Here is a 25,387-nt window from a genome sequence, read left to right on the forward strand (position 1 = left end):
CTACCACGAATAAAAATCCAAAGCCTGAGCTTTAGCAATGGGCATCATGCGGTATATTTGGGTATGAAAATAGTGTTTTTTAGTGCGCAGCCTTATGACAAGGCTTTTTTTACCCAATTTAACCAAGATAAACACGAATTAGTATTTATTGATATATCATTGAATGAGCAAACAGCCGATTTAGCAGCAGGCGCAGCAGCTGTTTGTGTTTTTGTAAACGATAAAGTAACTGCGGGGGTTATTCAAAAATTAGCCGCTGGTAAAACCAAGATTATTGCACTTCGATGCGCTGGATTTAATAATGTAGACCTTGAAGCGGCAAAAGCTGCTGGAATTAAGGTATGTAGAGTGCCAGCTTATTCCCCGGAAGCGGTGGCAGAACACGCGGTGGCCATGCTCCTCACTTTGAATAGAAAAACCCATAAAGCCTACAATAGAGTTCGGGAACAAAATTTTTCTTTACAAGGTCTATTGGGCTATAATCTCCATGGCAAAACAGTTGGGGTAATAGGCACCGGAAACATTGGGAAAGCGTTTTGCAAAATCATGTTGGGCTTTGGGTGCAAAGTGGTTGCCTTTGATTTAATTGCAAATAAAGAAGTGGAGGAAACTGGCGTACTATATCAGCCACTAATGGAAGTGTTAAAAGCAGATATCATCTCTTTGCATTGCCCATTGAATGAGCAAACCAAGCACTTGATTAATAAAGACACAATGGCCTATATGAAACCAGGTGTAGTATTGATTAATACGAGCAGAGGTGGCTTAATCAATACTCGTGACGCCATAAAAGCACTCAAATCGGGGCAAATTAGCGCCTTGGGAATAGATGTTTACGAACAAGAGGAAAAATTGTTTTTTAGAAACTTATCAGAAGACATTATTCAAGACGACGAAATTCAACGTTTAATGAGTTTCCCCAATGTTTTGATTACCGCACATCAGGCATTTTTTACCCAGGAAGCCATGGAACAAATTGCTACAACAACGTTAAATAATATTCAGCTCTTATTTGAAAATGCTAAATTGGATTCTCAGGCTGCATTATTAGTGTAACTCATATCTTTATTGGAATGAAAAGGACTGTACATATTTTATACTTCTTTGTTTTGGTGGCTTCGGTTTTGATGGCTTGTTCAAAAGAATTGAGTACAGAAGGACCAGGGTTTGGCGGAATTGCAACAGGAAGTTTACTTGATAGCTCAAGTATTTGCAAAGCAGCAACCATTAAGGGTCAGTATAAAGAACTAGAAACACTAACAGACAGCAATTATGTATTGGTCTCTGTCAATTTTAATACCCAAGGCAAGTATACCATTTTTACAGATACAGTAAATGGAATGTGGTTCAGAGATTCTAGTTTTGCATTTGTACAAGGTGCCAATACCATCAAATTAAAGGGAAATGGCAGCCCTATATTACCAGGCACATTTACTTTTCAGGTTAATTTTGGAAACAGTACCTGCTTTTTTGATATTACCACAATTGGGGCTGTAAACAATGGTTCAAGTAGCAACGACTATTTACCCATTACTGCTAATGGTTACATTAATTATGAACTAACTCCTGCTTTTCCTGCGGTAGGTGGTGGATTAATACCTGAGTTCAGGTCTACCATTTCTACAGGATTATACCCACAAACTTATGCTGGGGCAACACAAAATTATACCCGCTACACAACCAATATTGGCGACCAGGTTTTTCTAAGAAAAGATGGAGCAGGTAAGTATTTTCAATATGGCACCCCTGAATTTGACTACCTCTATATTTACGATACCATCGTGAATAATTTAAAAATGGATTTTGCATATTTAGACGAAAGTAAAAACCCCGGACAATTTTATGATACAGATAGCTTGTATGTGGGCGCTAATATTAATGGGACCCTGCAATTTGGTTGGGCTAAATTAAGAATTACCACCATTTACAAAGGCCGACAAATGTCTTTATTGGGTACACTTTATACCGATATCATAACAGTAAAAAGAGAATTATTACTAAAATTAGATGGAGCTACTACCTATGCTCCATTAAATTTACAAGCAGAGCTTTCTTATGCAAAAGGAATTGGCTTAGTAGATCAAAGAGTTTATGAATCTACTGCATCAGGCACAACTGTACAATCTATCACCATCAAGGGTTGGAACGGATTATAACCTACACTTATTTAAGTAATTCACAAGGTTTTAGACCAGTATGCTTTTTGAACGCTGCAGAAAAATGAGAGATAGAAGAGTATCCTAATAATGCAGAAACGTCTGTAACACTTAAGCTTTTTTCGTACAACAAATACTTAGCATGTTCCATTCGTTGTTGTTGATAGAAATCAAAAATGGTGGTACCAAAAACTTCTTTAAAGCCTTTCTTTAAGTAACACTCATTCATGGCTACTTTTCTGCTTAACTCTTTAATGGTAATGGGGTCGCCAATATGCTGCAACAAAATATCACGCGCTTGATAAATTCTTTCCTTTCCGCCATCGTCTGCTAAAAATTTACAAGCAAAACCTTCTTCTTTTTCGTGCACCAAACAATCCATGCTATACAACAGCAGTTCATGAACTTTGGCATTCACAAAAATATTTTCCATTGAACCTGCATAACTATGGTTCAATAATGCGTCTAACACATTTCTATTTCTAACACAAAGCGGAAATAACTTAGTAAATGCATTAGGGTGTTTAAACGCCAATACTTCATCTTTTCTATTGGCCAATTTAACATTATGTACAAATTGCTTTAAAAAGGTTGAAGTAAAATGGAAAGTAAAAACGTCTAAGGTTTGTGTTTTGCCACTACAGTTCATGGTAGGTAATTCATTACACATTCCACAACTGCGTTCGGCACAGTACCGATTACCCGTTATACAAAAACGCAGTTCAAGGTAGTTTTCTTTGGGCTTTTTTTCATTGTAATGGTAAACCATCATGCCACTATCGTCTGCCACCCATGGATGTTGGGCATAATAACGGCGAATAGTGTATTGAATTGAACCTGGAATATGTTGTTCTTTCTTATACAACAAATCCATACTGGCATCAATTCCACCCTTTTGAGCCTGTTTCAATATGTCCATTACTGCGTTCATGCACCTGCAAAATTAATGTATAAACATCTATTTGGCAAATAAGCCTTTGATTTTGGGGAAAACTAGGGTATTAAACCAGCCTAAATCCCCCTTAAATTAAGTACATTTGTCAGCTTGCAAAATTGAACTAAAACGCAAGATAGACAAGACTTTATGAGCGAAGAACTAGATAAACAACATGCTGCTGAAAATAAGAATTACGGAGCAGATAGTATTCAGGTACTCGAAGGATTAGAAGCGGTTAGAAAAAGACCCGCCATGTATATTGGAGATGTGGGGGTAAAAGGGTTGCATCACTTGGTTTATGAAGTGGTAGACAACTCCATTGATGAGGCTTTGGCTGGTTGGTGTAAAAATATTTTCGTAACTATCCACGAAGACAATTCTATTAGTGTGCAAGATGATGGTAGAGGTATCCCAACTGCCATGCATACTAAGGAAAAAAGGAGTGCACTGGAAGTGGTAATGACGGTATTGCACGCAGGGGGTAAGTTCGATAAAAACACCTACAAAGTGTCTGGAGGATTACATGGAGTTGGGGTAAGTTGCGTAAACGCCTTAAGTACCAAACTATTGGTGACCGTTCAAAGAGAAGGAAAAATATTTGAACAAGAGTATGGCATTGGTATACCTAAATATCCAGTAAGAGAAATCGGCACTAGTAGTATCACCGGAACTAAAGTGCATTTCTGGCCCGATCTTTCCATTTTTCAAGAATCTGTTTATCGCAGAGAAATATTAGAAGGTAGATTAAGAGAGCTGGCTTTCTTAAACCGCAAAATCAATATCACACTTACCGATTTAAGAGAATTGGACGACGCTGGAAATGCCTATACCAGTCACTTCTACAGTGAAGGTGGTATTATTGAGTTTGTACAAATGCTCGATAAAAATGCCAACAGAAACCCAATATTAAATGCTCCTTTATTTGTAGAAGGCCACGATGAAACTACCAATGTTGCGGTTGAAGTTGCGCTAACTTATAATGACGATTTTAAAGAAAATATTTTCTCTTACGTTAACAATATCAATACCATTGAAGGTGGCACACACGTAACTGGTTTCCGCCAGGCACTAACCAGGGTATTCAAAAGTTATGGAGATAAAGAAGGTTTATTTGAAAGAGCCAAAGTAACGGTAGAGGGTGACGATTTTAGAGAAGGCTTAAGCGCTATTATCTCTGTTAAAGTTCCCGAGCCTCAGTTTGAAGGTCAAACCAAAACTAAATTAGGAAACAGTGAAGTAAGTGGCGTGGTTCAAACCACTGTTGCGCGCGCTTTAGAAGCCTATTTAGAGGAGAACCCTAGAGAAAGCAAACAAGTTATCTCAAAAATTATATTAGCGGCCCAAGCCCGTGTTGCAGCAAAAAAAGCCCGCGACATGGTACAACGTAAAACCGTTTTAACAGGAGGCGGTCTTCCAGGTAAATTGGCAGATTGTAGCGAAAAGGATCCTGTTAAATGCGAATTGTACCTGGTCGAAGGAGATTCGGCTGGTGGTACTGCCAAGCAAGGTAGAGATAGAAGTTACCAAGCTATTTTACCATTAAGGGGTAAAATATTGAACGTAGAAAAAGCCATGGAGCATAAAATCTACGAAAACGAAGAAATTCGCAATATGTACACTGCATTGGGTGTAACAGTAGGTACGCCGGACGATCCTAAAGCACTGAATACGGCTAAACTCCGCTACCACAAGCTGATTATTATGACCGATGCCGACGTAGATGGCTCTCATATTGCCACTTTGATTCTTACTTTTATTTTCAGGTATATGAAGGAATTGGTTGAACAGGGCTGTGTATATATAGCCCAACCCCCTTTGTATTTGGTTAAAAGAGGCAAGGAACAAGAATATGCGTATAGCGAGGAGCAACGTAAGGCCTTAATTGAAAGGCTGGGTGCAGGTAAAGAAGACAGTGTTACCATCCAACGTTATAAGGGATTAGGTGAAATGAATGCCGAACAATTATGGGAAACTACCATGGACCCTGCCCGTAGAACCCTAAAACGTGTTACTATTGAAAGTGCTGCGGAAGCTGACAGAATCTTTAGTATGTTGATGGGAGACGATGTTGCCCCAAGAAGGGAATTCATCGAAAGTCATGCTAAATACGCTAGAATAGACGTATAATAGAAAAAAACATTAACTTGTATTACTAACCCGGTACCCTATTACTAAAAAATTAAATTCAACAAACAATGGACACTTCAAAAATGATTAAAGCATACTGCCTTAAAACAAAGGAAAAAAATGTTCCAATGCAAGATGCAGTAGTAACAAGAACTGCGAAAGGTGGTTACATGGCCGGTGGTCATGATGGCAAAGGAAATAAAATGGCTGCTATCTTAAGTGAAGCAAAAGCTTTACAAGCAATTGCTGATGGCGTTGCTAAAAAAGGATTCTAGTTCAACCTGATTTTTTTAGAAAGCCCCGACTAGTTCGGGGTTTTTTTATACTTATCCATTACCGTTTGCTGCATTCGCTGTAAAAACAAATGCATTTCCTCCATGCCCTTTATTGGCTCTACCACCATTAAGAACATTTTACCTGTTTGTTTTAATCTTCCTTTATTGGTACCTGTTTGCAAATAAGCCAAAACTTCCTTAAACAATTCAGATTCAAAATAAGGCGAATCGGGTCTATTAATAAAATAACAACGAAGGGTGTCTTCTTTTAAAGTCATTTTTTCAAAGCCCAAGTCTACAGCCAATTTACGGCATCTAACTGTAGTGAATAAATCTTCCACTGAAGCAGGCATTGGGCCAAAACGATCTAACATTTCTGCATGAAACAATTGCAACTCGGCTTCGTCTTCACAACTGTCTAAACGAGTATACAACGAAAGCCTTTCGGTGATGCTTTCCACATAATTATCTGGAATCAAAATTTCTAAATCGGTATCAATAGTGCAATCACTTACAAAATCATCTTGCTTACTAATCTCTTCTTTAAAAAGGTCTTTAAAAGAAGTGCGCTTTAATTCTCTAATGGCTTCTTCTAAAATTTTCTGGTACATTTCAAAACCAATCTCGGCCATGAATCCACTTTGCTCTCCGCCTAACATATTACCCGCGCCTCTAATATCGAGGTCTCGCATTGCAATTTGGAAGCCGCTTCCTAAATCGCTAAACTGTTCTAAAGTTTGTAATCGTTTTCTAGAATCAACTGGCAAAGTACTCATAGGCGGAGCTAATAAATAACAAAAAGCTTTTTTATTGCTTCTGCCTACCCTGCCCCTTAATTGATGTAAATCACTTAAGCCAAACTGATGGGCATTATTAACAATAATAGTATTTACATTAGGAATGTCTACCCCGCTTTCCACAATATTGGTACAAACCAATACATCGTATTTGCGCTCAATAAAGTCGAATATTCGTTCTTCTAATTCGTGGCCTTCCAATTGACCATGGGCAAACCCAATACTTAAATCGGGGCAAAGACCTTGAATAAGTGCACTCATTTCTGCTAATCCATGCACCCGATTATGAATAAAGAATACCTGCCCACCTCTTTCTGTTTCAAAATAAATGGTATCTCTTATAAAGTCTTGGTTAAATACCTGAACTTCTGTTTGTATAGGTTGTCTATTGGGGGGAGGTGTATTAATGATACTCAAGTCTCTCGCTCCCATTAAACTAAACTGTAAGGTTCTTGGAATGGGTGTAGCAGTTAATGTAAGGCAATCTACATTTGTTTTCAAGGTCTTCAATTTTTCCTTGTGGCCTACACCAAATTTTTGCTCTTCATCAATAATCATGATGCCCAAATCTTTAAATGCCACTTCCTTTCCAAGCAATCCATGGGTACCTACAATAATATCTACTTTGCCTTCTTTTACTCTTTGCAAGGTTTCCTTTTTTTCTTTAGCAGATTTAAATCGATTGATATAATCTACCGTAACAGGAAAATCCTTTAATCGATCCTTGAATGTTTTATAATGCTGAAAAGCCAAAATGGTAGTAGGCACTAAAACGGCAGCCTGCTTTCCATCTACTACCGATTTAAAAGCTGCTCTAATAGCAATTTCAGTTTTTCCAAACCCTACATCACCACAAACCAATCTATCCATTGGCGCTTCTTGCTCCATATCTCTTTTTACATCTGCAGTTGCTTTACTTTGATCGGGAGTGTCTTCGTAAATAAAAGAAGCTTCTAACTCGGTTTGCATATAATTATCTGGCGCATGCGCAAACCCTTTCTGGGCCTTTCTTTGCGCATAAAGCTTAATTAAATCAAAAGCAATTTCTTTTACTTTGGCTTTTGTTTTTTCTTTTAACCTATTCCAAACATCACTTCCCAATTTATTTACTTTTGGAACAGTCCCTTCTTTACCAGTGTATTTAGAAATCTTGTGCAGCGAATTAATATTTACATATAAAATATCGCTGTCCTTATAAATGATTCTTACCGCTTCTTGAATTTTCCCGTTCACTTCTAGTTTTTGTAAACCACTATAGGTTCCTACACCATGATCAATATGGGTTACATAATCACCTGGTTGTAAATCACGCAAAGTTTTTAAAGTGAGGGCTTTGTTTTTATTATATGCTTGTTTAACCTTGTACTTGTGGTATCGTTGAAATATTTGGTGATCGGTATAACAAACCAACTTTAATTGATGATCTATAAAACCTTCGTGAATACTTGTTCCAATTGGAGTGAACTGAATTTCGGTGTTTAAATCGGTAAAAATGGTATTGAGTCTTTCCAATTGTTTTACCTGTTCAGCAAAAATATAAATACTGTATTGAGCACCTTCTAGTGCTTTTAGGTCTTTAATTAGCAAATCAAATTGGCGATTAAATGCAGGTTGAGGCTTTACCAAAAACTCCAGCTCAAATTGAGCAAAATGAGGTTTATATCCAAATTCAATTAATCGCTTTTTTTCTAAAATGGCTTTTATTTCACTGCCTTTAATAAAGTCGGTCCAATGAACTTCTTTAAGTATAAGGTGGTCTTCTTCTTCTTGCTGCTTAGCAAAGTAGCCTTGTTCCTGTAATAACAAATACCCTTCAAAATCTTCTTCTTGAACCCTTATTTTTTCTTCAATTACATCCCAGTCTCTTAGCCAAACAATGGTGTTCTCAGGAACGAATTCTAAAAGAGATATTTTTTGAACTGAATCGGAACCAACTGTTTCAGGCAATGTATCTACATTAGGGATAATATTTACCTGCAGTAATTTCCTTTCACTTAATTGCGTTTCAGGATCAAAAATTCGAATACTGTCTACTTCATTACCAAACAATTCTACTCTGTATGGTTTCTCATTTCCAAAAGAATAAATATCTAATATTCCACCTCTCAATGCAAACTGACCAGGCTCGTAAACAAAATCAGTGCGCTCAAAACCGTACATTACAAACAAATCCATCAAACTCTCTGGATTAATAGTATCATTCGTTTTGATGGTAATAATATTACTACTGATTGTTTCAGGCTGTATTACTTTTTCAAAAATGGCTTCTGGATAAGTGACTATAATTTTTTTGTTTCCGCCGCGAGATAATTTGGTAAGGGCTTCGGTTCTCAACATCACATGCGAACTATTCAGTAGCCTAAAATTCTTTCTATTCTTAAAACTTGCAGGAAAATAAAATAAGTCTAATGCACTGGTTAAATTTTCGATGGTATTGTGAAAATAAGCCGCTTCTTCCGCGTCATTTAAAATGACAAGGTGATTCATGCCCTGTGCATCAGGATGCATAAAGACCGTGCTTACAATAAACTCTGCACTGCTTCCTTGTAAATTTTTGAGATAGGTTTTTTGTGCATCTGCATAGGTTTGCCTATTCACCAAAGTTTGAACCAGGGGTGATTGCAGGTATTGATCCATTAAGTGCTGCAAATTCATATACACATACCTTAAAAAAGGGATGCAAAGATAAGGGAAGCCTAATTGGTACTCGTATAATTTACTTCAATATTCATTTCTGTCAATTTGCCCTTATCTACTGTAACCAAATTGATATTATTTCTGATGTCGAAACTATTGGCGTAGAATTGTTGACCTGCTTGAACAAATACAGAATAAGTTCCAACAGGCAGTTTTGCTATAAATGCCCCCGTACTGTCTGTATTAACCGTTGCAATTAATTTGGTATAAATATTCGTGAATAACGGACCCTGATTCCATTGATGGGTCCTTGTTATATCGGTTGGCTCATAAAAAAACACCGTAGTTGGATAAGGTTGAGGAACAGAGGGTGGTGCCCCAATTCTTGGCATTTGATTGCCCGTAAGCGCTGTAACCAAGCCTTTTACACCCTGAATTATTGGGTCAACTTTTTTCTTTTGTGGAGGTTTACATCCCAAAAAAGGCAAAAAAATTGCAACGAATAAAAAAAGAAAAAAACGCATACTACAATTTGAACCCTGAAAGTATCTAATTTAGAGCATAATAAAATAAGAACGGCCTAACAAAGCTGAAAAAACATCATTTATGATTAAACGCCTGGGGATATTTATTTTACTATCGGCAACTATTGCAACCAGTTCATTGGCTCAAATTGCAACCAATGAAAAAGTGCTTAAGCTCTCTTCTCAAAAGTTGAGATTAGAGCAAGAATTGAATTATGCAAAAGCACTGTCTTTGGCTAAAACCAATAAATGGGATCTAAGCATCAATTTTGAAGGTGGAATTGCCAAACTTACTGGAGTAGACGATTTTGGTTTTCCTGTATATACAAAATCATTCAATAATACAATTGCTGCAGCTACTACCAAAGCCAGTCAATTATGGCCAGGAGGGGCCAGTGGCTTAAACTTAACTGGAAGTACCGCAGCCATGCGAAACAAGTTGGGCGTATGGGAATTTGATGGTGCTCCATTAGCCAGCCACGTAGAGTTTACTGGAAGGCTAGTGCAGAAAGACATGCCTACCGGAAGTAGTGGAAACGACCACGCCACACACGTAGCAGGCACCATGGTAGCGGCTGGAATCAATCCAATTGCAAAAGGTATGGCGTACGGGATTCCTAATTTAATTTCTTATGACCACAACAGTGATATTTCTGAAATGACCGCAGAAGCTGCTGCAGGTTTGCTCATATCCAATCACTCTTATGGCTTTATTGCGGGCTGGAATTACAATACTGCTCAAAGTAGATGGGAGTTTTATGGTCGTCCCGATGAAAATGAAGACTACCGATACGGGTATTATGGAACAGATGCACAAAGAGTTGATTCTATTGCTTTTAATGCACCATTTTATTTAAAAGTGTCTGTTGCAGGAAACGATAGAAACAATAATGGACCAGAAATTGGTCAACCATTTTTTAGAAGAAATGCACAGGGCACTATGGTTGCTGCCGGTAATAGACCAGCAGGAATTAACAGCAATGATGGATTTGATATTATTTTGGGATATGGAATTGCAAAAAACAATTTAACTATTGGTGCTGTCAATGGTATACCTGGCGGCTATAACAAACCTGCAGATGTAGTGATGAGTGCTTTTAGCGGATGGGGACCAACAGATGATGGACGAATTAAGCCTGATTTGGTTGCGAATGGAGTAAATGTTACTTCGGCCAGCACCAATGGCAATACCAGTTATAGTACAAAAAGTGGAACATCTATGGCAGGTCCAAACGCAGCGGGTTCCTTACTGTTGTTACAAGAACACTATACTAAACTGAAACCTGGTTCTTTTATGCGTGCTGCTACACTAAAGGGCTTGGCAATTCATACAGCAGATGAAGCTGGAAATACCCCTGGACCTGATTATACTTTTGGATGGGGCTTAATGAATATGCAAAGGGCAGCTGCAGTATTAACTAGTGCAATACCTAGTAATAACTCAAATAGCAGTGAACATTTGGTATATGAAAACACTTTAACCTCTGGCCAAACTTTTACTAAAACAGTAGTAGCTTCAGGTAAAGTGCCTTTGTCTGCAACCATCACTTGGACCGATCCTCCAGCATCCATTAACACAGATGCGGCAACTAATTTAAATGACAGAACCAAAAAACTAGTACACGATCTCGATATTAAAATTACCCGCGGTACAACACAAACATTTTTGCCATGGGCACTAGATGTATCAAGCCCATCATCTGCAGCAAGTAAAACTGACAATAGCATAGATAATGTGGAAAGAGTAGATGTAGACAGCACTATCCCTGGAGAAACCTATACCATTACCATTACCAATAAAGGTAGTTTGGTAAGGGGCTCACAAGCTTATTCACTAATTGTAAGCGGAACTGGTGGCGTTGGTTACTCCAACTCTGCTTCTTTAACAGGTGGCGCAAAAGTGGATAGTTTATCTTTCACTAATATTCGATTTAAAAATTCAACCGGTTGTAAAACCTTTACAGACAATACTCGCCTTACTGGTAATATTCAGGCAAGACAAGTACTTCCCATATTTATTAGAACAGCAGCATGCGATGCAACTGTTAACCCAAGAATTATTAAAGTATACATTGATTACAATAATGATGGAGACTTTGCCGACCCCAATGAGCAAGCATTAGTAAGTTCTGTTCAAAGCGGAGCCAGCAGCGATTTCACCGGCAGTATCACCATTCCAGATAATGTAACCATTGGTACCATTCATAAAATGAGGGTAATAACGCAGGAAACATCTACTGCATCGGATATTGTTCCAACTGGAACTTATGCAAGAGGTGAAACCCAAGACTATTTGTTGAAAATTCAGACCCCTTCGAATGATGTTTCAGTTAGTAATATTATTTCACCTGCAGCAGGTAGTTGCGACAATAGTAAACAATACGTAACTATCGCTATTGCCAATAATGGTTCAAACCCTCAATCGAATGTACCTGTTACGGTAACCATCAAAAATGGTACAAATACTGTTGCTACACTAAATGCCACTTATACTGGAACAATTGCTTCCTTATCTGAAGTTGAATACACCATTCAAACTCCATTTGATGCTCAGGCGGGAATCAATTACACCATTAATGCAGAAAGTAAATTAGCATCTGACCAAAATAGCACCAATAATATTATTGAAGTTGCTGTACCAATTGCTGCAAGACCCGATGTGCCTGTAGCACAAGGTGTGATTTGTGACAATACCGCTATTCTAAAAGTAACCAACCCCGGAACAGCTAATTATTTTTGGTATTCCGATGCCACTACTACTACTCCATTTGCAACAGGCAGTTCAGTTACAACAAGTAATTTGCCTGCAGATAGAACCTATTATGTAGCTAGAGAAGCAAGAGGTACAGTTGGTGCTGCATCTAAACTTACATTCACAAGTGGTGGATACAATGCTTTTGCTGGCAACTACATGAAGTTTAATCATACTACTCCATTTAAGTTAGAGTCTGTAAGAATGTATACTGCAAATCCAGGAAAAATTAAAATTACAGTAGGCGACAACCTAACTGCAGGTAGTACTGCAGGCAGCTACTCCTATAGACCACTCTTGAGTAAAACATATACTGTTTTCAATTCTAGGCCAACTGCAACAGCTGGTTCATTATCTGAAAATAATCCAACCGATTCTGGCTTTGTTTACAATTTAGATTTGGACATTCCAGGAAATGGAGACAAGATTATGATTGTAGAATGTACAGAAGATGCCAATGTGTATAGAAACAACGGCATCACTGGTACTATTTATCCTTTTGGAATTAACGGCGTAATGAGCTTTACTGGAAACAGTGTTTCATTGGCACCTCAAGCCGGACAAGACGAAAATCAATTCTGGTATTTCTTTTATGATACCAAAATTTCAACTGGTTGTGCAAGCAATCGTGTTCCTATTGTAGCAGCACCTAATACTGCTTTAACACTTTCGCAAGTAGGAGATTCTTTGGTATCAAATCTTAAAACAGGTATTTTCCAATGGGTATACAACGATACAGCTTCCGTAGCTGGAGCCATTGGCTCTTCAATTAAACCTACCCGTTCGGGAAATTATAAAGTAATTGTAATTGATGGACTGGGTTGCACCAAAACTTCTGCCAATGTAAATTATACTGTTACTGCCATTAATACGGTTGACCCACAAGAAATTAAGTTGTCGGTTTCACCTAATCCAAACAATGGTATTTTCCAATTGTCTTTTGAAGTGACAAAACGAAGCGATTTGTCTATTGAGATTTTGAATGCATCTGGTCAGCGTGTGTTTTTAAATACCCAATCTGGATTCTTGGGCAAATACAGCAAGCAGTTGAATTTAAAACAATTCAGTAGCGAGTTTTATTTGCTTAAAATTCAACACGATAAAAAAACCTATTTACAAAAAATTCTTATTCAACGGTAAATAGTAATTGATAAATAACGTGCCTCTGTTTTAAACAGGGGCATTGTTATTTATGGTTAATTCGGTACTTTGTGTAAAACAATGCTATGCTTCAACCTTGGTTAAAATGCGTGGTAATTAAAACCGAAGACATTACCCATAGCACCCGTAGATTTTGGATTCAAATTCCTGAATTAACTCAATTTGATTTTGAGCCAGGTCAATTTGTGACTTTTGATTTGCCCATACATGAACAAAGAAACAAAAGATGGAGGTCTTATTCCATCGCATCTGCGCCAGATGGCACCAATGTTTTTGAGTTAGTGATTGTTTTAATGGAAGATGGATTAGGCACCCCACATTTATTTAATGATGTAAAAGTGGGTTCAGAATTAATTGTTCGAGGGCCACAGGGAAAATTTACTATGCCCGAAACATTAGACAAAGATTTGTATTTGATATGCACAGGTACGGGCATTGCCCCATTTAGATCAATGGCACACTTTATTCACCAGAAACAAATACCCCATAAGAATATTCACTTAATTTTTGGCTGTAGAGAATTTAAAGACAGCTTATACGAGCAAGAATTAAAGCAGTTAGAAAAAGTATTGCCTGGCTTTTATCACCACCCCTGTTTTTCAAGAGAACTGGTGGTTGGCCCTGCACAATATTCTGGATACGTTCATGCTTGCTATACCAAACTAATAGAGACGCATAAAGGAATGAATGGCAGTATTCCTTCTGCTTATTTTTATTTATGTGGATGGAAGAATATGGTAGATGATGCTAAGCAAAAGCTATTAAAACTTGGGTATGATAAACATGCCATTCATTTAGAATTGTACGGCTAATTCATCATACCCAACCAATCTAATTAATATGTGAAAGCACCAATTTCCTGACGTTGCTAATTGGGATTCGTTCTTGTAACATACTGTCTCTGTAACGGATCGTAACCATTTGATCCTCCTTGGTTTGATGGTCTATGGTTACACAGAATGGGGTACCAATAGCATCTTGTCTGCGATATCTTTTGCCAATTGCATCTTTTTCTTCGTAGAAACATTTAAAAGAGCCCTTGCATTCATCCATCAACTCGCGCGCAATTTCAGGTAATCCATCTTTTTTCACGAGTGGCAAAATGGCTAATTTATTGGGTGCAATTTTAGCGGGGATTTTTAATACCACCCTACTATCAGTTGATCCATCTTCTTTACTGATGGTTTCTTCTGTATAGGCATTACTTAATATTAACAAGAACATTCTATCTAAGCCAATAGAAGTTTCTACCACATATGGAATGTAATTCCCAAATGGTTTACCTGTGGCCTCATCAATATCATTGTCAAAATATTGCTGCTTTTTCTTACTGTATTCTTGGTGGCTTTTTAAATCGAAATCTGTTCTGCTATGAATACCTTCTACTTCTTTAAAACCAAACGGGAACTCATATTCAATATCTAAAGCAGCATCTGCATAGTGGGCTAATTTAACGTGATTGTGGTAACGGTATTTTTCTGCAGGCAACCCTAAACTCAAGTGCCAATTCAAGCGTTCTTCTTTCCAATAATTATACCATTCCATTTGAGTACCAGGTCTCACAAAAAATTGCATTTCCATTTGCTCAAATTCACGCATGCGGAATATAAACTGACGGGCTACAATTTCATTTCTAAATGCTTTTCCGGTTTGTGCTATTCCAAAAGGAATTTTCATTCGAGCCGTTTTTTGCACGTTCAAGAAATTCACAAAAATACCCTGCGCCGTTTCTGGTCTTAAATAAATGGTATCGGAATCTTCTGCAACAGAACCCAATTGTGTAGAGAACATTAAATTAAACTGACGAATCTCGGTCCAATTTCCAGTGCCGCTAACCGAACATACGATTTGGTTATCGCTGAGTAGTTGCTTTAATCCTACAAAATCTTCAGCAGCCAATAATTGTTCCATTGATGCAATTAACGCATTGGCTTCCTCTAGTTTTCCTGCTTCGGTTAATTGATCTGCTTTTGCTTCAATTAAATGATCAACTCGGTATCTTTTCTGACTGTCTTTATTATCAATCATTGGGTCACTAAAATTATCTACGTGACCACTTGCTTTCCAAGTTGTTGGGTGCATAAATATGGCTGCATCTATGCCCACAATATTCTGGTGCATTTGCGTCATACTTTTCCACCAATAATCTTTGATATTCTTTTTTAATTCACTTCCATAAGGGCCATAATCATAAACGGCACTTAAGCCATCGTAAATTTCACTACTCTGAAAAACAAAGCCATATTCTTTGGCATGCGAAATAATTGCTTGAAAGGTATTTTCTGTTGCTGTGCTCATACGGCGGCAAAAATAGGTGATTACCCGTTTATCCAGTAAAATGGGCAATGTTGATTAAAAAAATTAGCTTAGAGATTCAAAATTCAACCGAATAGCATGAAAAAATTATGGCTTTTATTGCTGGTTCTGCCCCATTTGGCTTCTGCTCAGCAAACCAATATTCAAACCACTGAATACCCCAACGACTACCTAAGTCCTGAATTCCATGCTGGAAGAAGGGCTGCATTTAAAGAAAAAATGCCCGCTAAATCGGTAGGAATTTTCTTTGCGAGTCAAGTAAGATTAAGAAACAACGACGTAGACTACCAATATGCCCAAAGCAAAAATTTCTACTATTTCACTGGCCTAGAAGAACCCAATTCGCTCTTATTACTCTTTAAAGAGCCTACTACCATCATGGGTAAAACAGGAACGGAATTCATTTTTGTTCAAAACAGGGATCCACAACGTGAAATGTGGAATGGTAAAATTTTAGGTATTGAAGGGGTAACCAGTAGATACAAATTCAGTAATGTTTTTTTAAACAGAGACTTTACAGCAAATACTTTTAATATTAACGACTATGATTCGGTATTAACTGCATTTAGGTCTGAAGATATTTTTCAAACCTATGCTAGAAGCAGAGACGAATTAAGTAGAATGGCAGGCGTAGTAGATAGCCTGATAAAACAATACAAGAAACCAATTGCAGCTAGAACAACTGCACAAATTTTAACTGCCTTAAGAGGAATTAAACAGCCCGAAGAAATTGCCATACTAGAAAAAGCAGCTGCCATTAGTGTAGAAGGACACAATGAAGTAATGAAAGCAGTGAAGCCTGGCATGACCGAATACCAAGCTCAAGCCATTATGGAATATTCTTTTAAGAAAAACGGATCAGAATATCCAGGCTATCCCAGTATTAACGGTGCAGCCGAAAACGCATGTGTATTGCATTATGTAACGAATTTAAAACTCATGAAAAATGGAGATTTATTATTGAGTGATTGTGCAGCAGAATACCATGGCTATACAGCCGATGTTACTAGAACTGTTCCTGTGAATGGAAAGTTTTCGCCAGAACAGAAAATTATTTATGAGTTGGTTTTGGCAGCACAAGATTCTGCAATTGCTGTTTGCAAACCAGGTATGCCATACAGTGGTTCCGATGCTACTGCAAGAAGGGTGATTAACAGAGGACTGATTGCATTAGGAATTGCAGCCAATGATGCAGAAGCTAGAAAGTATTTCCCACACGGAACTTCTCACCATTTGGGTTTAGATGTACACGATTTAGGTATCAGAGGAAATCAACCATTTGAGCCTGGCATGTATTTAACCGTTGAACCTGGCATTTATATTCCACCAGGCAGCAAATGTGATCCTAAATGGTGGAGTATTGGAGTTAGAATTGAAGACGATATTTTAATTACCAAAGAGGGTAATCGCAATTTATCTGCTGGATCTCCTAGAACGGTTACAGAAATAGAAAAATTAGCAAAAGCCAAAACGATTTTCAACTAATCAAATAGCCACTATAACTTGGGGTTATTCTTATGTCTGTCTTTGTCGCGTAGGGTTTTCTTCTCTATGTTTTTTTGCAAAGCTTCCGTAAGATTAACCCCAGTTTGGTTGGCTAAACATATTAAGACCCAAAGCACATCGGCCATTTCATCGGCTAAAGCCTGATCCTTTTCCTCCCCTTTAAATGATTGCTCTCCGTATTTACGAACCATTATTCTACTGAGCTCTCCTACTTCTTCCATTAAAATTCCCAAATTGGTTAACTCGTTAAAATAACGAACACCAATTGTTTTGATCCACTGATCTACTTGTGTTTGTGCATCTTGAATGGTCATTATTCTTTGTTTTTTGAATCAATTAAAATAGTAACTGGTCCATCGTTTAATAAAGCCACTTTCATATCGGCCCCAAAAACGCCTGTTTGTATGGGCTTACCCAACTCTGCTGCTAATACGCTTTTGAAATTTTCATAGAGCGGTATAGCTATATCGGGTTTAGACGCTTTTATATAAGATGGACGATTCCCCTTTTTTGTACTAGCATGCAAGGTAAATTGACTAACAACAAGTAACTCTCCATTGATGTCTTTAATAGAACAATTCATCACTCCATTCGCATCGTCAAAAATGCGCAGGTTCACAATTTTGTTACTTAACCACTGAATATCTTCTGCTGTGTCGGCATCTTCAATTCCTACTAAAACCAATAACCCCCTCTTTATTTGACCATGTACTAGATGGTCAATGGTAACAGAAGCTTCCGAAACTCTTTGAATTACTACTCGCATGCAATGATATTTATCCGAAATTTGAGCCAACTAAGATAAACATTCATTAAACAAATTAACTCATGCAGCAAAAATGGAAAATGGCGTTTCTTTTAATAGCGCTGCTGGGCTTAACTAATATTGCCATTTGCCAATCAACTGTTCAATTTAAAATGATGTTTAACAACCAGGTCTTTCACAAAGACAGCAGCTATCAAAACAAAGCTGGTGAAACAATACAGATTCATCGTTTTATGTTTTATACCACAAAATGGAAATTGATTACAGCAACCAACGATACCATTCCTCTATCTAAGGAACACTTCTTAATAAATATTGAAAAAGAGGCTTCCATGATATTGCCCTTTATTAAAGGGGCCAATGCTAAAAAAATTATGTTCGATATTGGGGTAGATAGTATCTTAAATACAACAGGTATACAAACAGGTATTTTAGACCCTGCAATAGGTATGTTTTGGACTTGGCGTACCGGGTATATTATGGCTAAAATGCACGGTGTTTCTCCGCAAGCCAAAACCGCGGGCAACCGTTTTAGTTATGAAGTGGGGGGATTTCAATCGCCGTATAACTCGGTCAGAACAATTGTATTGGAACTTCCTATTCCAGCAGAAAAAAATAAATCAATTACCATCAAAACCAATTTAGCAAATTGGTTTAGTGGAAAGCATAACATTCAAATTAGCACTTTCCCCAATTGTCACAATGCCGGCAAATTAGCCATGCAATTGGCCGATAACTATGCAAGCATGTTTAGCATACATTCCAATAATTAATGCAAATAAAAAGAACCATATTATTCATTGTTGTACTAGTTACGCTTTGTGCAGGATTTATTGGAATTAATAAAAACCAATCAATTCCTAAAAGAGTTCCTTTTATAGTACCAAAAGGATGGCCTAAACCAGTATACGATTTTAATAAAAACCCACTTACCGAAGCGGGTATTGCTTTAGGGAAGCAATTATTTTACGATGGTCAATTAAGTAAGGATGGCACCATCTCTTGTGGCAGTTGTCACCAGCAATTTGGTGCTTTCAATAGCTATGACCATCCTTTGAGTCATGGAATAGAAAATGCCTTAACTACTCGAAATGCTCCAGCTTTGTTTAACCTTGCCTGGCAAAAAGAGTTTATGTGGGATGGTGGCATTAATCACCTGGACCTTCAACCTTTGGCACCCATTACTGCGCACAATGAAATGGGAGAAGAGTTAGAAAACCTGATGACCAAACTCAAGAAAACCAAACAATATCCTAAGTTATTTAAAGCCGCATTTGGAGATGAAACCATTAACACCCAAAGACTAGGGAAAGCTTTGAGCCAGTTTTTATTAACCATGGTAAGTAGTAATAGCAAATACGACAGAGTGATGCGTGGAGAAGACAGTTTCCTTCTGCCAGAAAAATTAGGATACGCTATTTTTAAAACAAAATGTGCACAATGCCATACAGAACCAATGTTTACCGATTATAGTTATAGAAATATAGGCATACCCCTAGAACCCTATTTAAAAGACCTAGGAAGAATGACCATCACAAATGAGGCTGCCGATTCCTTAAAATTTCGAGTGCCAAGTTTACGCAATGTAATGGTCAGTTTCCCTTATGGACACGATGGAAGATTTTTTTCGCTCATGAATGTTTTTGAACACTATAGAAACAATATGCAAATTGGACCAACCACCGATACCTTATTAAAAAATAAACTCCCTCTAAGTAATTATGAGATTGGTCAACTAAGGGCATTTTTTCAAACCCTTACCGATTCGGTATTTTTAAAAGATCCTCGTTTTGCAGAGCCAAGTATTGGCATTAAAAGCAATCCGCCATTAGACCAACACAACTGATTACAATACCTTATTTTTGAAACCTAGATTATTAATTTGAGCGAGATAAAAAAACTGGCAAATCAAACATTATGGTATGGTGTACCCACTATTACCAGTAGATTCTTGGGCTACCTGATGAATCTTTCATTGCCATTGTTTTTTGCACAACCTGCTACTACTGCTGATCTTACCCAAATTTATGCTATCATCCCCTTCTTAAATGTATTGTTTACTTATGGGTTAGAAACAGCCTATTTTAGATTTAGCAAAGAAGAAGACCCGAATAAATTATACAGCACTTTATCTATTGCATTACTCGGCTCCACTTTTTTATTTACGGGTCTCTTATGGTTTTTCAGTAAATCAATCATGCAATGGGCCAACTTAGAAGCACATCCAGAATTTATTAATTGGATGATTGGGATTTTATTTTTCGACACCCTAAGTACGCTGGCTTTTGCAAAATTGAGGCAAGAAAACAGGCCTAAAAAATATGCCGCGGTTCGTTTATCGAGCGTTTTGGTCAACTTAGTTACTGTCTTACTGTTTATAGGATGGATTCCTTATCAAGTGCAACAAAATCCAAGCACTTGGCTAACCATTTTCACCAACAATAATATTGGAATTGGCTATTATTTAATTGGCAATTTAGCAGGTAGTATACTCACTTTTTTATTACTCTTTACTGAGTTTAAAAAAATTAGTCGCCAGTTTAGCGTTCCGCTTTTTAAAAAAGTAATGGAATACAGTTACCCATTAATTATTGTAGGAATGGGTGGAATGGTGAACGATATGTTGAGTAGATTAATTTACCAGCACGCCGTTAATTTACCTGTGGAAGAAGCCAAGCATGAATTGGGCATATTTGGAAATATATATAGACTAGCTGTGTTGATTACTATTTTGATTCAAGCGTTTAGAATGGCCGCTGAACCTTTTTTCTTTAAACAAAAAGGAGAAGAAAATGCACAAAAAGTTTACGCACGTGTGATGAAATTTTTTGTAATTGCTTGTTGCTTTATGTTTTTATTCATCAGCTTATTCATTGAAGTTTTTGGTTGGTTTTTTATGGCCATCAATAAACCGCTTTGGGTTCAAGGATTACAAGTAGTACCCCTTTTGGCATTGGGTAATATTTTCTTGGGGGTTTATTATAATTTGAGCATCTGGTACAAACTGACCGATAAAAATAATTATGGTGCAATGATTACTGTTGCAGGGGCATTAATTACTATTGGATTAAATATTTTACTTATTCCGTCCTTACATTATTTGGGTGCGGCACTGGCTACTTTTTTATGCTATCTATTTATGATGTTGGTGAGTTACTATATGGGCCAGCAACATTACCCAGTGCCATATGCTACAAAAAAACTAAGTGCTTACTTAACCGTTGTTTTAGTTATGTATGGATTGCAAAAGTCTATCCTCTATTTTTTCCCGTATTTGTGGTTAGGTATTATAATTGGATTCATTTGTATAGGATTGTTTAGTTGGTTGGTAATTTGGGCTGAACAAAAAGAATTGGCCAAACTTTTACGCAAAGCCAATTAATTGCACATGATTATCTTTGCTGTATGGCAGAAGATTTACACATCATTCAAGGTTCTAAAGAAGAACAGTATCAAGCGCTGATTCCACAAATTAAAGGGCTATTAACGGGCGAAAATAATTTAGTAGCCAACCTAGCCAATATGGCTGCAGCATTAAAAGAACAATTTGGTTGGTTTTGGGTTGGCTTTTATTTAGTAGACCAAAACGAACTGGTATTAGGACCATTTCAGGGTCCGGTTGCTTGTACCAGAATTCAAAAAGGAAGGGGTGTTTGTGGAACAAGCTGGGCGCAAGAAAAAACATTGATTGTTCCCGATGTAGAAAAATTTCCCGGTCATATTGCATGCAGTAGTTTATCTAAATCTGAAATTGTAGTTCCCCTTATAAATGAAGGACAAATATGGGGCGTATTAGATGTAGACAGCAGCGAATACAACCAGTTTAATGAAACAGACCAACTTTATTTGGAACAAATCGTGGCATTGTTAAATGATTAATAATCAGCTTATTATTGGTTAAGAATAGCCCCTGTTTGGGCTTTTGGCCAAAATTGATTAACTTTGTCTCATTCATATACTCTCTCGGTTAGACTGGCATCTACTTCAGTGACAAGGTAATCCCATCAATAGTTAGGCTATATAGCACTTGAAATTTCAGGTGTTCACTTAAATCACATAATGTGTTATTCAAAGAATTAGAACTCATTGAGCCCATCTTGAATGCGCTCGAAACAGAAGGGTACGTAAATCCTACCCCTATTCAGCAACAAGCTATTCCATTGGCATTGGCTGGAAGAGATTTATTGGGTTGCGCCCAAACCGGCACAGGCAAAACAGCTGCATTTGCTATTCCAATTTTACAATTGGTTTGCAAAACACAAATTGGCGGAAATTACAGCAAAGGAATTAAAGCCCTTGTTTTAACGCCAACCAGAGAATTGGCTATTCAGATTGATGAAAGTTTTGCAGCATATGGCAAGAACTTAAGAATGAAACACCAAGTAATTTTTGGTGGAGTTTCGCAGGTTCATCAGGTAAATGCTTTACGCAGTGGCGTAGATATTTTGGTTGCAACACCAGGTAGATTACTAGATTTAATGCAACAAGGTCATGTGCGCTTACACGACATCCAATTTTTTGTATTAGACGAAGCAGATCGCATGCTAGACATGGGATTCATCAACGATGTAAAAAAGATTGTTGCCAAATTACCTGCAAAAAAACAAACCCTGTTTTTTTCTGCAACAATGCCTCCTGAAATTGAAAAACTGTCTGCCACACTTTTACATAACCCAGCAAAAGTAGAAGTTACTCCAGTTTCTTCAACCGTTGAAAAAATTGAACAGGCAGTATATTTTGTTGAGAAAGAAAACAAAAAACATTTGTTGAATGAGTTATTAAAAGACCAACAAATACAAACTGCATTGGTGTTTACGAGAACCAAACATGGCGCAGATAAAGTAGTAAAAGACCTTACTAAACAAGGAATAACTGCAGAAGCCATTCACGGTAATAAATCGCAGAACGCAAGACAACGTGCACTCACCAACTTTAAAGCAGGATCAACGCGTATTTTGGTAGCAACTGATATTGCTGCAAGAGGTATTGATATTGATTTACTGTCGCACGTTTTTAATTATGAACTTCCTAATGTTCCTGAAACCTATGTTCACCGAATTGGCAGAACGGGTAGAGCAGGCGCAAGTGGTATGGCCGTATCGTTTTGTGATGCAGAAGAAAGGGCTTATTTAAAAGATATTCAGAAACTAATCAAGATTCAATTACCGGTTGTTACCGATCATGCTTATCATTCAGAAGCCCCTGTTGTAGGTAGTTTTAAACTTCCTGAACGCAATAGAAGACCCCAACAACAAAATAGAACAAGAAAATTTAGTTACCATAAGTCTGCTCAAAATCGCGGGTAAATTGCTTTACATAAACGATAATGCTTAATTTGAATGCATGATTAAGCATTATCGTTTTTTATTGGTTGCCCTTATTGTATCCATTAACTGCTTTAGCCAATCTAAAAAAGCAGTAGCCCCTTCATTGTATTATCCTTCTTTGCATTCTTGGGAAAAAAGAAGTCCGGAAAGTGTAGGACTTTCTGCATCGGCTATTCAAGAAGCCATTAAAATTGCCCAACAAGCGGAGTCTCCCAATCCACGTAGTATGGAGGAGAACCATTATAAAACATTTGGGAAAGAACCATTTGGAGATGGTATTGGACCTTTTGAAGATAGGGGCGATCAAACTGGTATTATTGTTTACAAAGGATATAAAATTGCAGAATGGGGCAATCCTTTAAAATGCGATATGACCCATAGTGTGGCAAAAAGCTTTTTGTCTACCGTTGTAGGACTTGCAATAGATCAACAACTGATTGCTTCAGTGAATGATTTGGTTGCGCCTTATATTCCTTCAATTGAATTATTTGTTACCAATCCTGTTACAAAACCTGCAGAACAGTTTAAACAAACAGAACTTTTGCAGCCTTTTAATACTCCCCATAATAAAACCATCACATGGGAATCAATGTTAAGGCAAACCAGCGATTGGGAAGGTACTTTGTGGGGTAAACCCGATTGGGCAGATCGCCCAGATGTAGATCCCAAAAAATGGCTAAATAGATCTAGAAATATTCCTGGAACAGTTTATGAATACAACGATGTTAGGGTAAATGCTTTGGCATTAGCCGTAACCAGTGTATTTAGAAAACCATTACCGCAAGTATTAAAGCAATCAATTATGGATCCTATAGGCGCTTCTTCTACTTGGCGATGGACAGGGTATAGAAATTCATGGATTGTTTTAGATGGCCAACCAGTACAATCGGTAAGTGGAGGTGGCCATTGGGGAGGTGGTATGTTCATTCATGCCGAAGATATGGCCCGATTTGGATTGCTTCATTTGCGAAATGGAAAATGGAATAATCAACAGCTTATTTCGGAGAACTGGATTAAACAATCCAAAACTCCTGGGCCAGCCAACCCAGCATATGGCTACATGAATTTTTTCTTAAACACCAACCGAAAATTTTTACCCGCTGCACCTGAATCGGCTTTTGTTCATATTGGCAATGGTAATAATGCCATTTATGTAGATCAGGAAAATGATTTGGTAGTGGTCTTGAGGTGGATTACCCAATCTGGCATGAATCAAACAATTGGAGCCATACTTGCTGCAATGAAATAATATCATTTATTCGTCAATTGACGAATAGTTAATAATAAGCTAAATCATTTAAAGAAATACCTAATTTTAGGTAACGGCGTTCCCCCTAGCCGATTATGCGCCATGATCAATCCTACCCAAGAAGCAATAGAAAGCTTAGAAGAGCAAAATAAAAAGTTGCTCAAAATTCAACATGCATTAGAAAAAAAAGTTAGTCAGCTTAAAGATTTTGCTGGCATTATCACTCATGATGTTAGAGGCCCAGCGCACAATATTTCGAAGATGCTCGAAATGTATGAGAGCACTACCGATCCTGAGTTGAAGAAAGCATCTATGGATTATTTAAAGAAGGTCAGCAACGACTTAACAAATAACCTCAATGAATTAATTCAAATTCTACAAATTCACTTAGAAAAAGACATTCCTGCATCGGATTGTGTTTTTGAAGATGTGATCAATAGTGCTGCTTTACAACTACAAGATATCATTCAGCAAAAAAATGCTATCATCACCATGGACCTTGCTGTTGCCAATATTGTTTATCCAAAAGTCTATTTACAAAGTATTTTATACAATTTATTGAGTAATAGCTTAAAATACACCAAACCAACACTCCCTCCTTCCATTCATATAAGCACTTATGACAACGAGGGCAGTAGTTATTTAAGCGTAAGCGACAATGGTTTGGGCATCGATTTAAACAAGTTTGGCCACTTATTATTCAAGTTTCAAAAAAGCTTTCACAGTGGTTATGACAGTAAGGGAATAGGACTTTACTTAATCAAAAACCAAATTGAAGAACAAGGTGGCAGTATTAATTGCAGCAGTGAACCTGGCATTGGAACCAAGTTTACTGTTCGTTTTTAAAAAAATCCCCT

The 25,387-nt window shown here is 37.4% G+C and carries 20 protein-coding genes; 14 read left to right on the top strand and 6 right to left on the bottom strand.

The window, feature by feature from the left end:
* Positions 1–63 precede the first annotated feature (63 nt).
* Together Q8S25_RS05245 and Q8S25_RS05250 are read left to right on the top strand one after the other, a co-directional pair.
* Positions 64–1,056, top strand: a complete 993-nt coding sequence (locus Q8S25_RS05245; RefSeq protein ID WP_305535555.1) for a 2-hydroxyacid dehydrogenase — start codon at positions 64–66, stop codon at positions 1,054–1,056.
* Between the two features lie 17 nt (positions 1,057–1,073).
* Positions 1,074–2,156, top strand: a complete 1,083-nt coding sequence (locus Q8S25_RS05250; RefSeq protein WP_305535557.1) for a hypothetical protein — start codon at positions 1,074–1,076, stop codon at positions 2,154–2,156.
* 7 nt (positions 2,157–2,163) lie between these two features.
* Here Q8S25_RS05250 and Q8S25_RS05255 read toward each other — a convergent pair whose 3' ends face one another.
* The gene (locus tag Q8S25_RS05255) at positions 2,164–3,087 is read right to left on the bottom strand and encodes an AraC family transcriptional regulator (protein WP_305535559.1); all 924 of its coding nucleotides are present in this window, start codon (positions 3,085–3,087) and stop codon (positions 2,164–2,166) included.
* 153 nt (positions 3,088–3,240) lie between these two features.
* Between Q8S25_RS05255 and gyrB the strand changes: the two genes are divergently transcribed.
* Both gyrB and Q8S25_RS05265 read left to right on the top strand, forming a co-directional pair.
* Positions 3,241–5,220 (top strand): DNA topoisomerase (ATP-hydrolyzing) subunit B, encoded by a 1,980-nt coding sequence (gene gyrB / locus Q8S25_RS05260; protein ID WP_305535561.1) that lies wholly within the window; start codon positions 3,241–3,243, stop codon positions 5,218–5,220.
* 68 nt (positions 5,221–5,288) lie between these two features.
* A complete protein-coding gene (locus tag Q8S25_RS05265) occupies positions 5,289–5,495 on the top strand; it encodes a hypothetical protein (protein ID WP_295184856.1) in 207 nt (68 codons plus the stop codon).
* Between the two features lie 29 nt (positions 5,496–5,524).
* Here Q8S25_RS05265 and mfd read toward each other — a convergent pair whose 3' ends face one another.
* A complete protein-coding gene (gene mfd, locus Q8S25_RS05270; protein ID WP_305535563.1) occupies positions 5,525–8,947 on the bottom strand; it encodes a transcription-repair coupling factor in 3,423 nt (1,140 codons plus the stop codon).
* Positions 8,948–8,988: 41 nt separating this feature from the next.
* Positions 8,989–9,453, bottom strand: coding sequence for a carboxypeptidase-like regulatory domain-containing protein (locus Q8S25_RS05275; protein ID WP_305535565.1), 465 nt, complete (start codon positions 9,451–9,453; stop codon positions 8,989–8,991).
* A gap of 82 nt (positions 9,454–9,535) precedes the next feature.
* Here Q8S25_RS05275 and Q8S25_RS05280 point away from each other — a divergent pair, with 82 nt between their 5' ends.
* Complete coding sequence (locus tag Q8S25_RS05280) at positions 9,536–13,345, top strand: S8 family serine peptidase (RefSeq protein WP_305535567.1); 3,810 nt, start codon at positions 9,536–9,538, stop codon at positions 13,343–13,345.
* Between the two features lie 86 nt (positions 13,346–13,431).
* On the top strand, positions 13,432–14,178 hold the full coding sequence (locus Q8S25_RS05285; protein ID WP_305535569.1) for a ferredoxin--NADP reductase: 747 nt from the start codon (positions 13,432–13,434) through the stop codon (positions 14,176–14,178).
* A gap of 19 nt (positions 14,179–14,197) precedes the next feature.
* Here Q8S25_RS05285 and Q8S25_RS05290 read toward each other — a convergent pair whose 3' ends face one another.
* A complete protein-coding gene (locus tag Q8S25_RS05290) occupies positions 14,198–15,664 on the bottom strand; it encodes a glycine--tRNA ligase (RefSeq protein WP_305535571.1) in 1,467 nt (488 codons plus the stop codon).
* A 96-nt stretch (positions 15,665–15,760) separates the two neighbouring features.
* Between Q8S25_RS05290 and Q8S25_RS05295 the strand changes: the two genes are divergently transcribed.
* On the top strand, positions 15,761–17,167 hold the full coding sequence (locus tag Q8S25_RS05295; RefSeq protein ID WP_305535573.1) for an aminopeptidase P family protein: 1,407 nt from the start codon (positions 15,761–15,763) through the stop codon (positions 17,165–17,167).
* 11 nt (positions 17,168–17,178) lie between these two features.
* On the opposite strand, the gene Q8S25_RS05300 is transcribed toward Q8S25_RS05295, so the two are convergent.
* Both Q8S25_RS05300 and dtd read right to left on the bottom strand, forming a co-directional pair.
* A complete protein-coding gene (locus tag Q8S25_RS05300) occupies positions 17,179–17,502 on the bottom strand; it encodes a nucleotide pyrophosphohydrolase (protein ID WP_305535575.1) in 324 nt (107 codons plus the stop codon).
* A complete protein-coding gene (gene dtd, locus Q8S25_RS05305) occupies positions 17,502–17,954 on the bottom strand; it encodes a D-aminoacyl-tRNA deacylase (protein WP_305535577.1) in 453 nt (150 codons plus the stop codon). The genes Q8S25_RS05300 and dtd overlap by 1 nt, the downstream gene beginning before the upstream one ends.
* 80 nt (positions 17,955–18,034) lie before the next feature.
* Here dtd and Q8S25_RS05310 point away from each other — a divergent pair, with 80 nt between their 5' ends.
* From Q8S25_RS05310 to Q8S25_RS05340, 7 genes are all read left to right on the top strand, one after another.
* Positions 18,035–18,727, top strand: a complete 693-nt coding sequence (locus Q8S25_RS05310) for an MbnP family protein (protein WP_305535579.1) — start codon at positions 18,035–18,037, stop codon at positions 18,725–18,727.
* A complete protein-coding gene (locus Q8S25_RS05315) occupies positions 18,727–19,800 on the top strand; it encodes a cytochrome-c peroxidase (RefSeq protein ID WP_305535581.1) in 1,074 nt (357 codons plus the stop codon). Before Q8S25_RS05310 ends, Q8S25_RS05315 begins: the two co-directional genes overlap by 1 nt.
* 36 nt (positions 19,801–19,836) lie before the next feature.
* Positions 19,837–21,336 (top strand): lipopolysaccharide biosynthesis protein, encoded by a 1,500-nt coding sequence (locus tag Q8S25_RS05320; RefSeq protein WP_305535583.1) that lies wholly within the window; start codon positions 19,837–19,839, stop codon positions 21,334–21,336.
* A 23-nt stretch (positions 21,337–21,359) separates the two neighbouring features.
* Entirely contained in the window at positions 21,360–21,833 is a 474-nt protein-coding gene (locus tag Q8S25_RS05325; RefSeq protein WP_305535585.1) for a GAF domain-containing protein, read from the top strand.
* A gap of 182 nt (positions 21,834–22,015) precedes the next feature.
* Positions 22,016–23,260 (top strand): DEAD/DEAH box helicase, encoded by a 1,245-nt coding sequence (locus Q8S25_RS05330; RefSeq protein ID WP_305535587.1) that lies wholly within the window; start codon positions 22,016–22,018, stop codon positions 23,258–23,260.
* 37 nt (positions 23,261–23,297) lie between these two features.
* Positions 23,298–24,530: a serine hydrolase gene (locus tag Q8S25_RS05335; protein WP_305535589.1), complete on the top strand. Its 1,233-nt coding sequence runs from the start codon at positions 23,298–23,300 to the stop codon at positions 24,528–24,530.
* A gap of 102 nt (positions 24,531–24,632) precedes the next feature.
* Positions 24,633–25,376: an ATP-binding protein gene (locus Q8S25_RS05340; RefSeq protein WP_305535591.1), complete on the top strand. Its 744-nt coding sequence runs from the start codon at positions 24,633–24,635 to the stop codon at positions 25,374–25,376.
* The last annotated feature ends 11 nt before the right edge of the window (positions 25,377–25,387 follow it).

The organism is Sediminibacterium sp. (assembly GCF_030695065.1).
Lineage (GTDB): Bacteria > Bacteroidota > Bacteroidia > Chitinophagales > Chitinophagaceae > Sediminibacterium.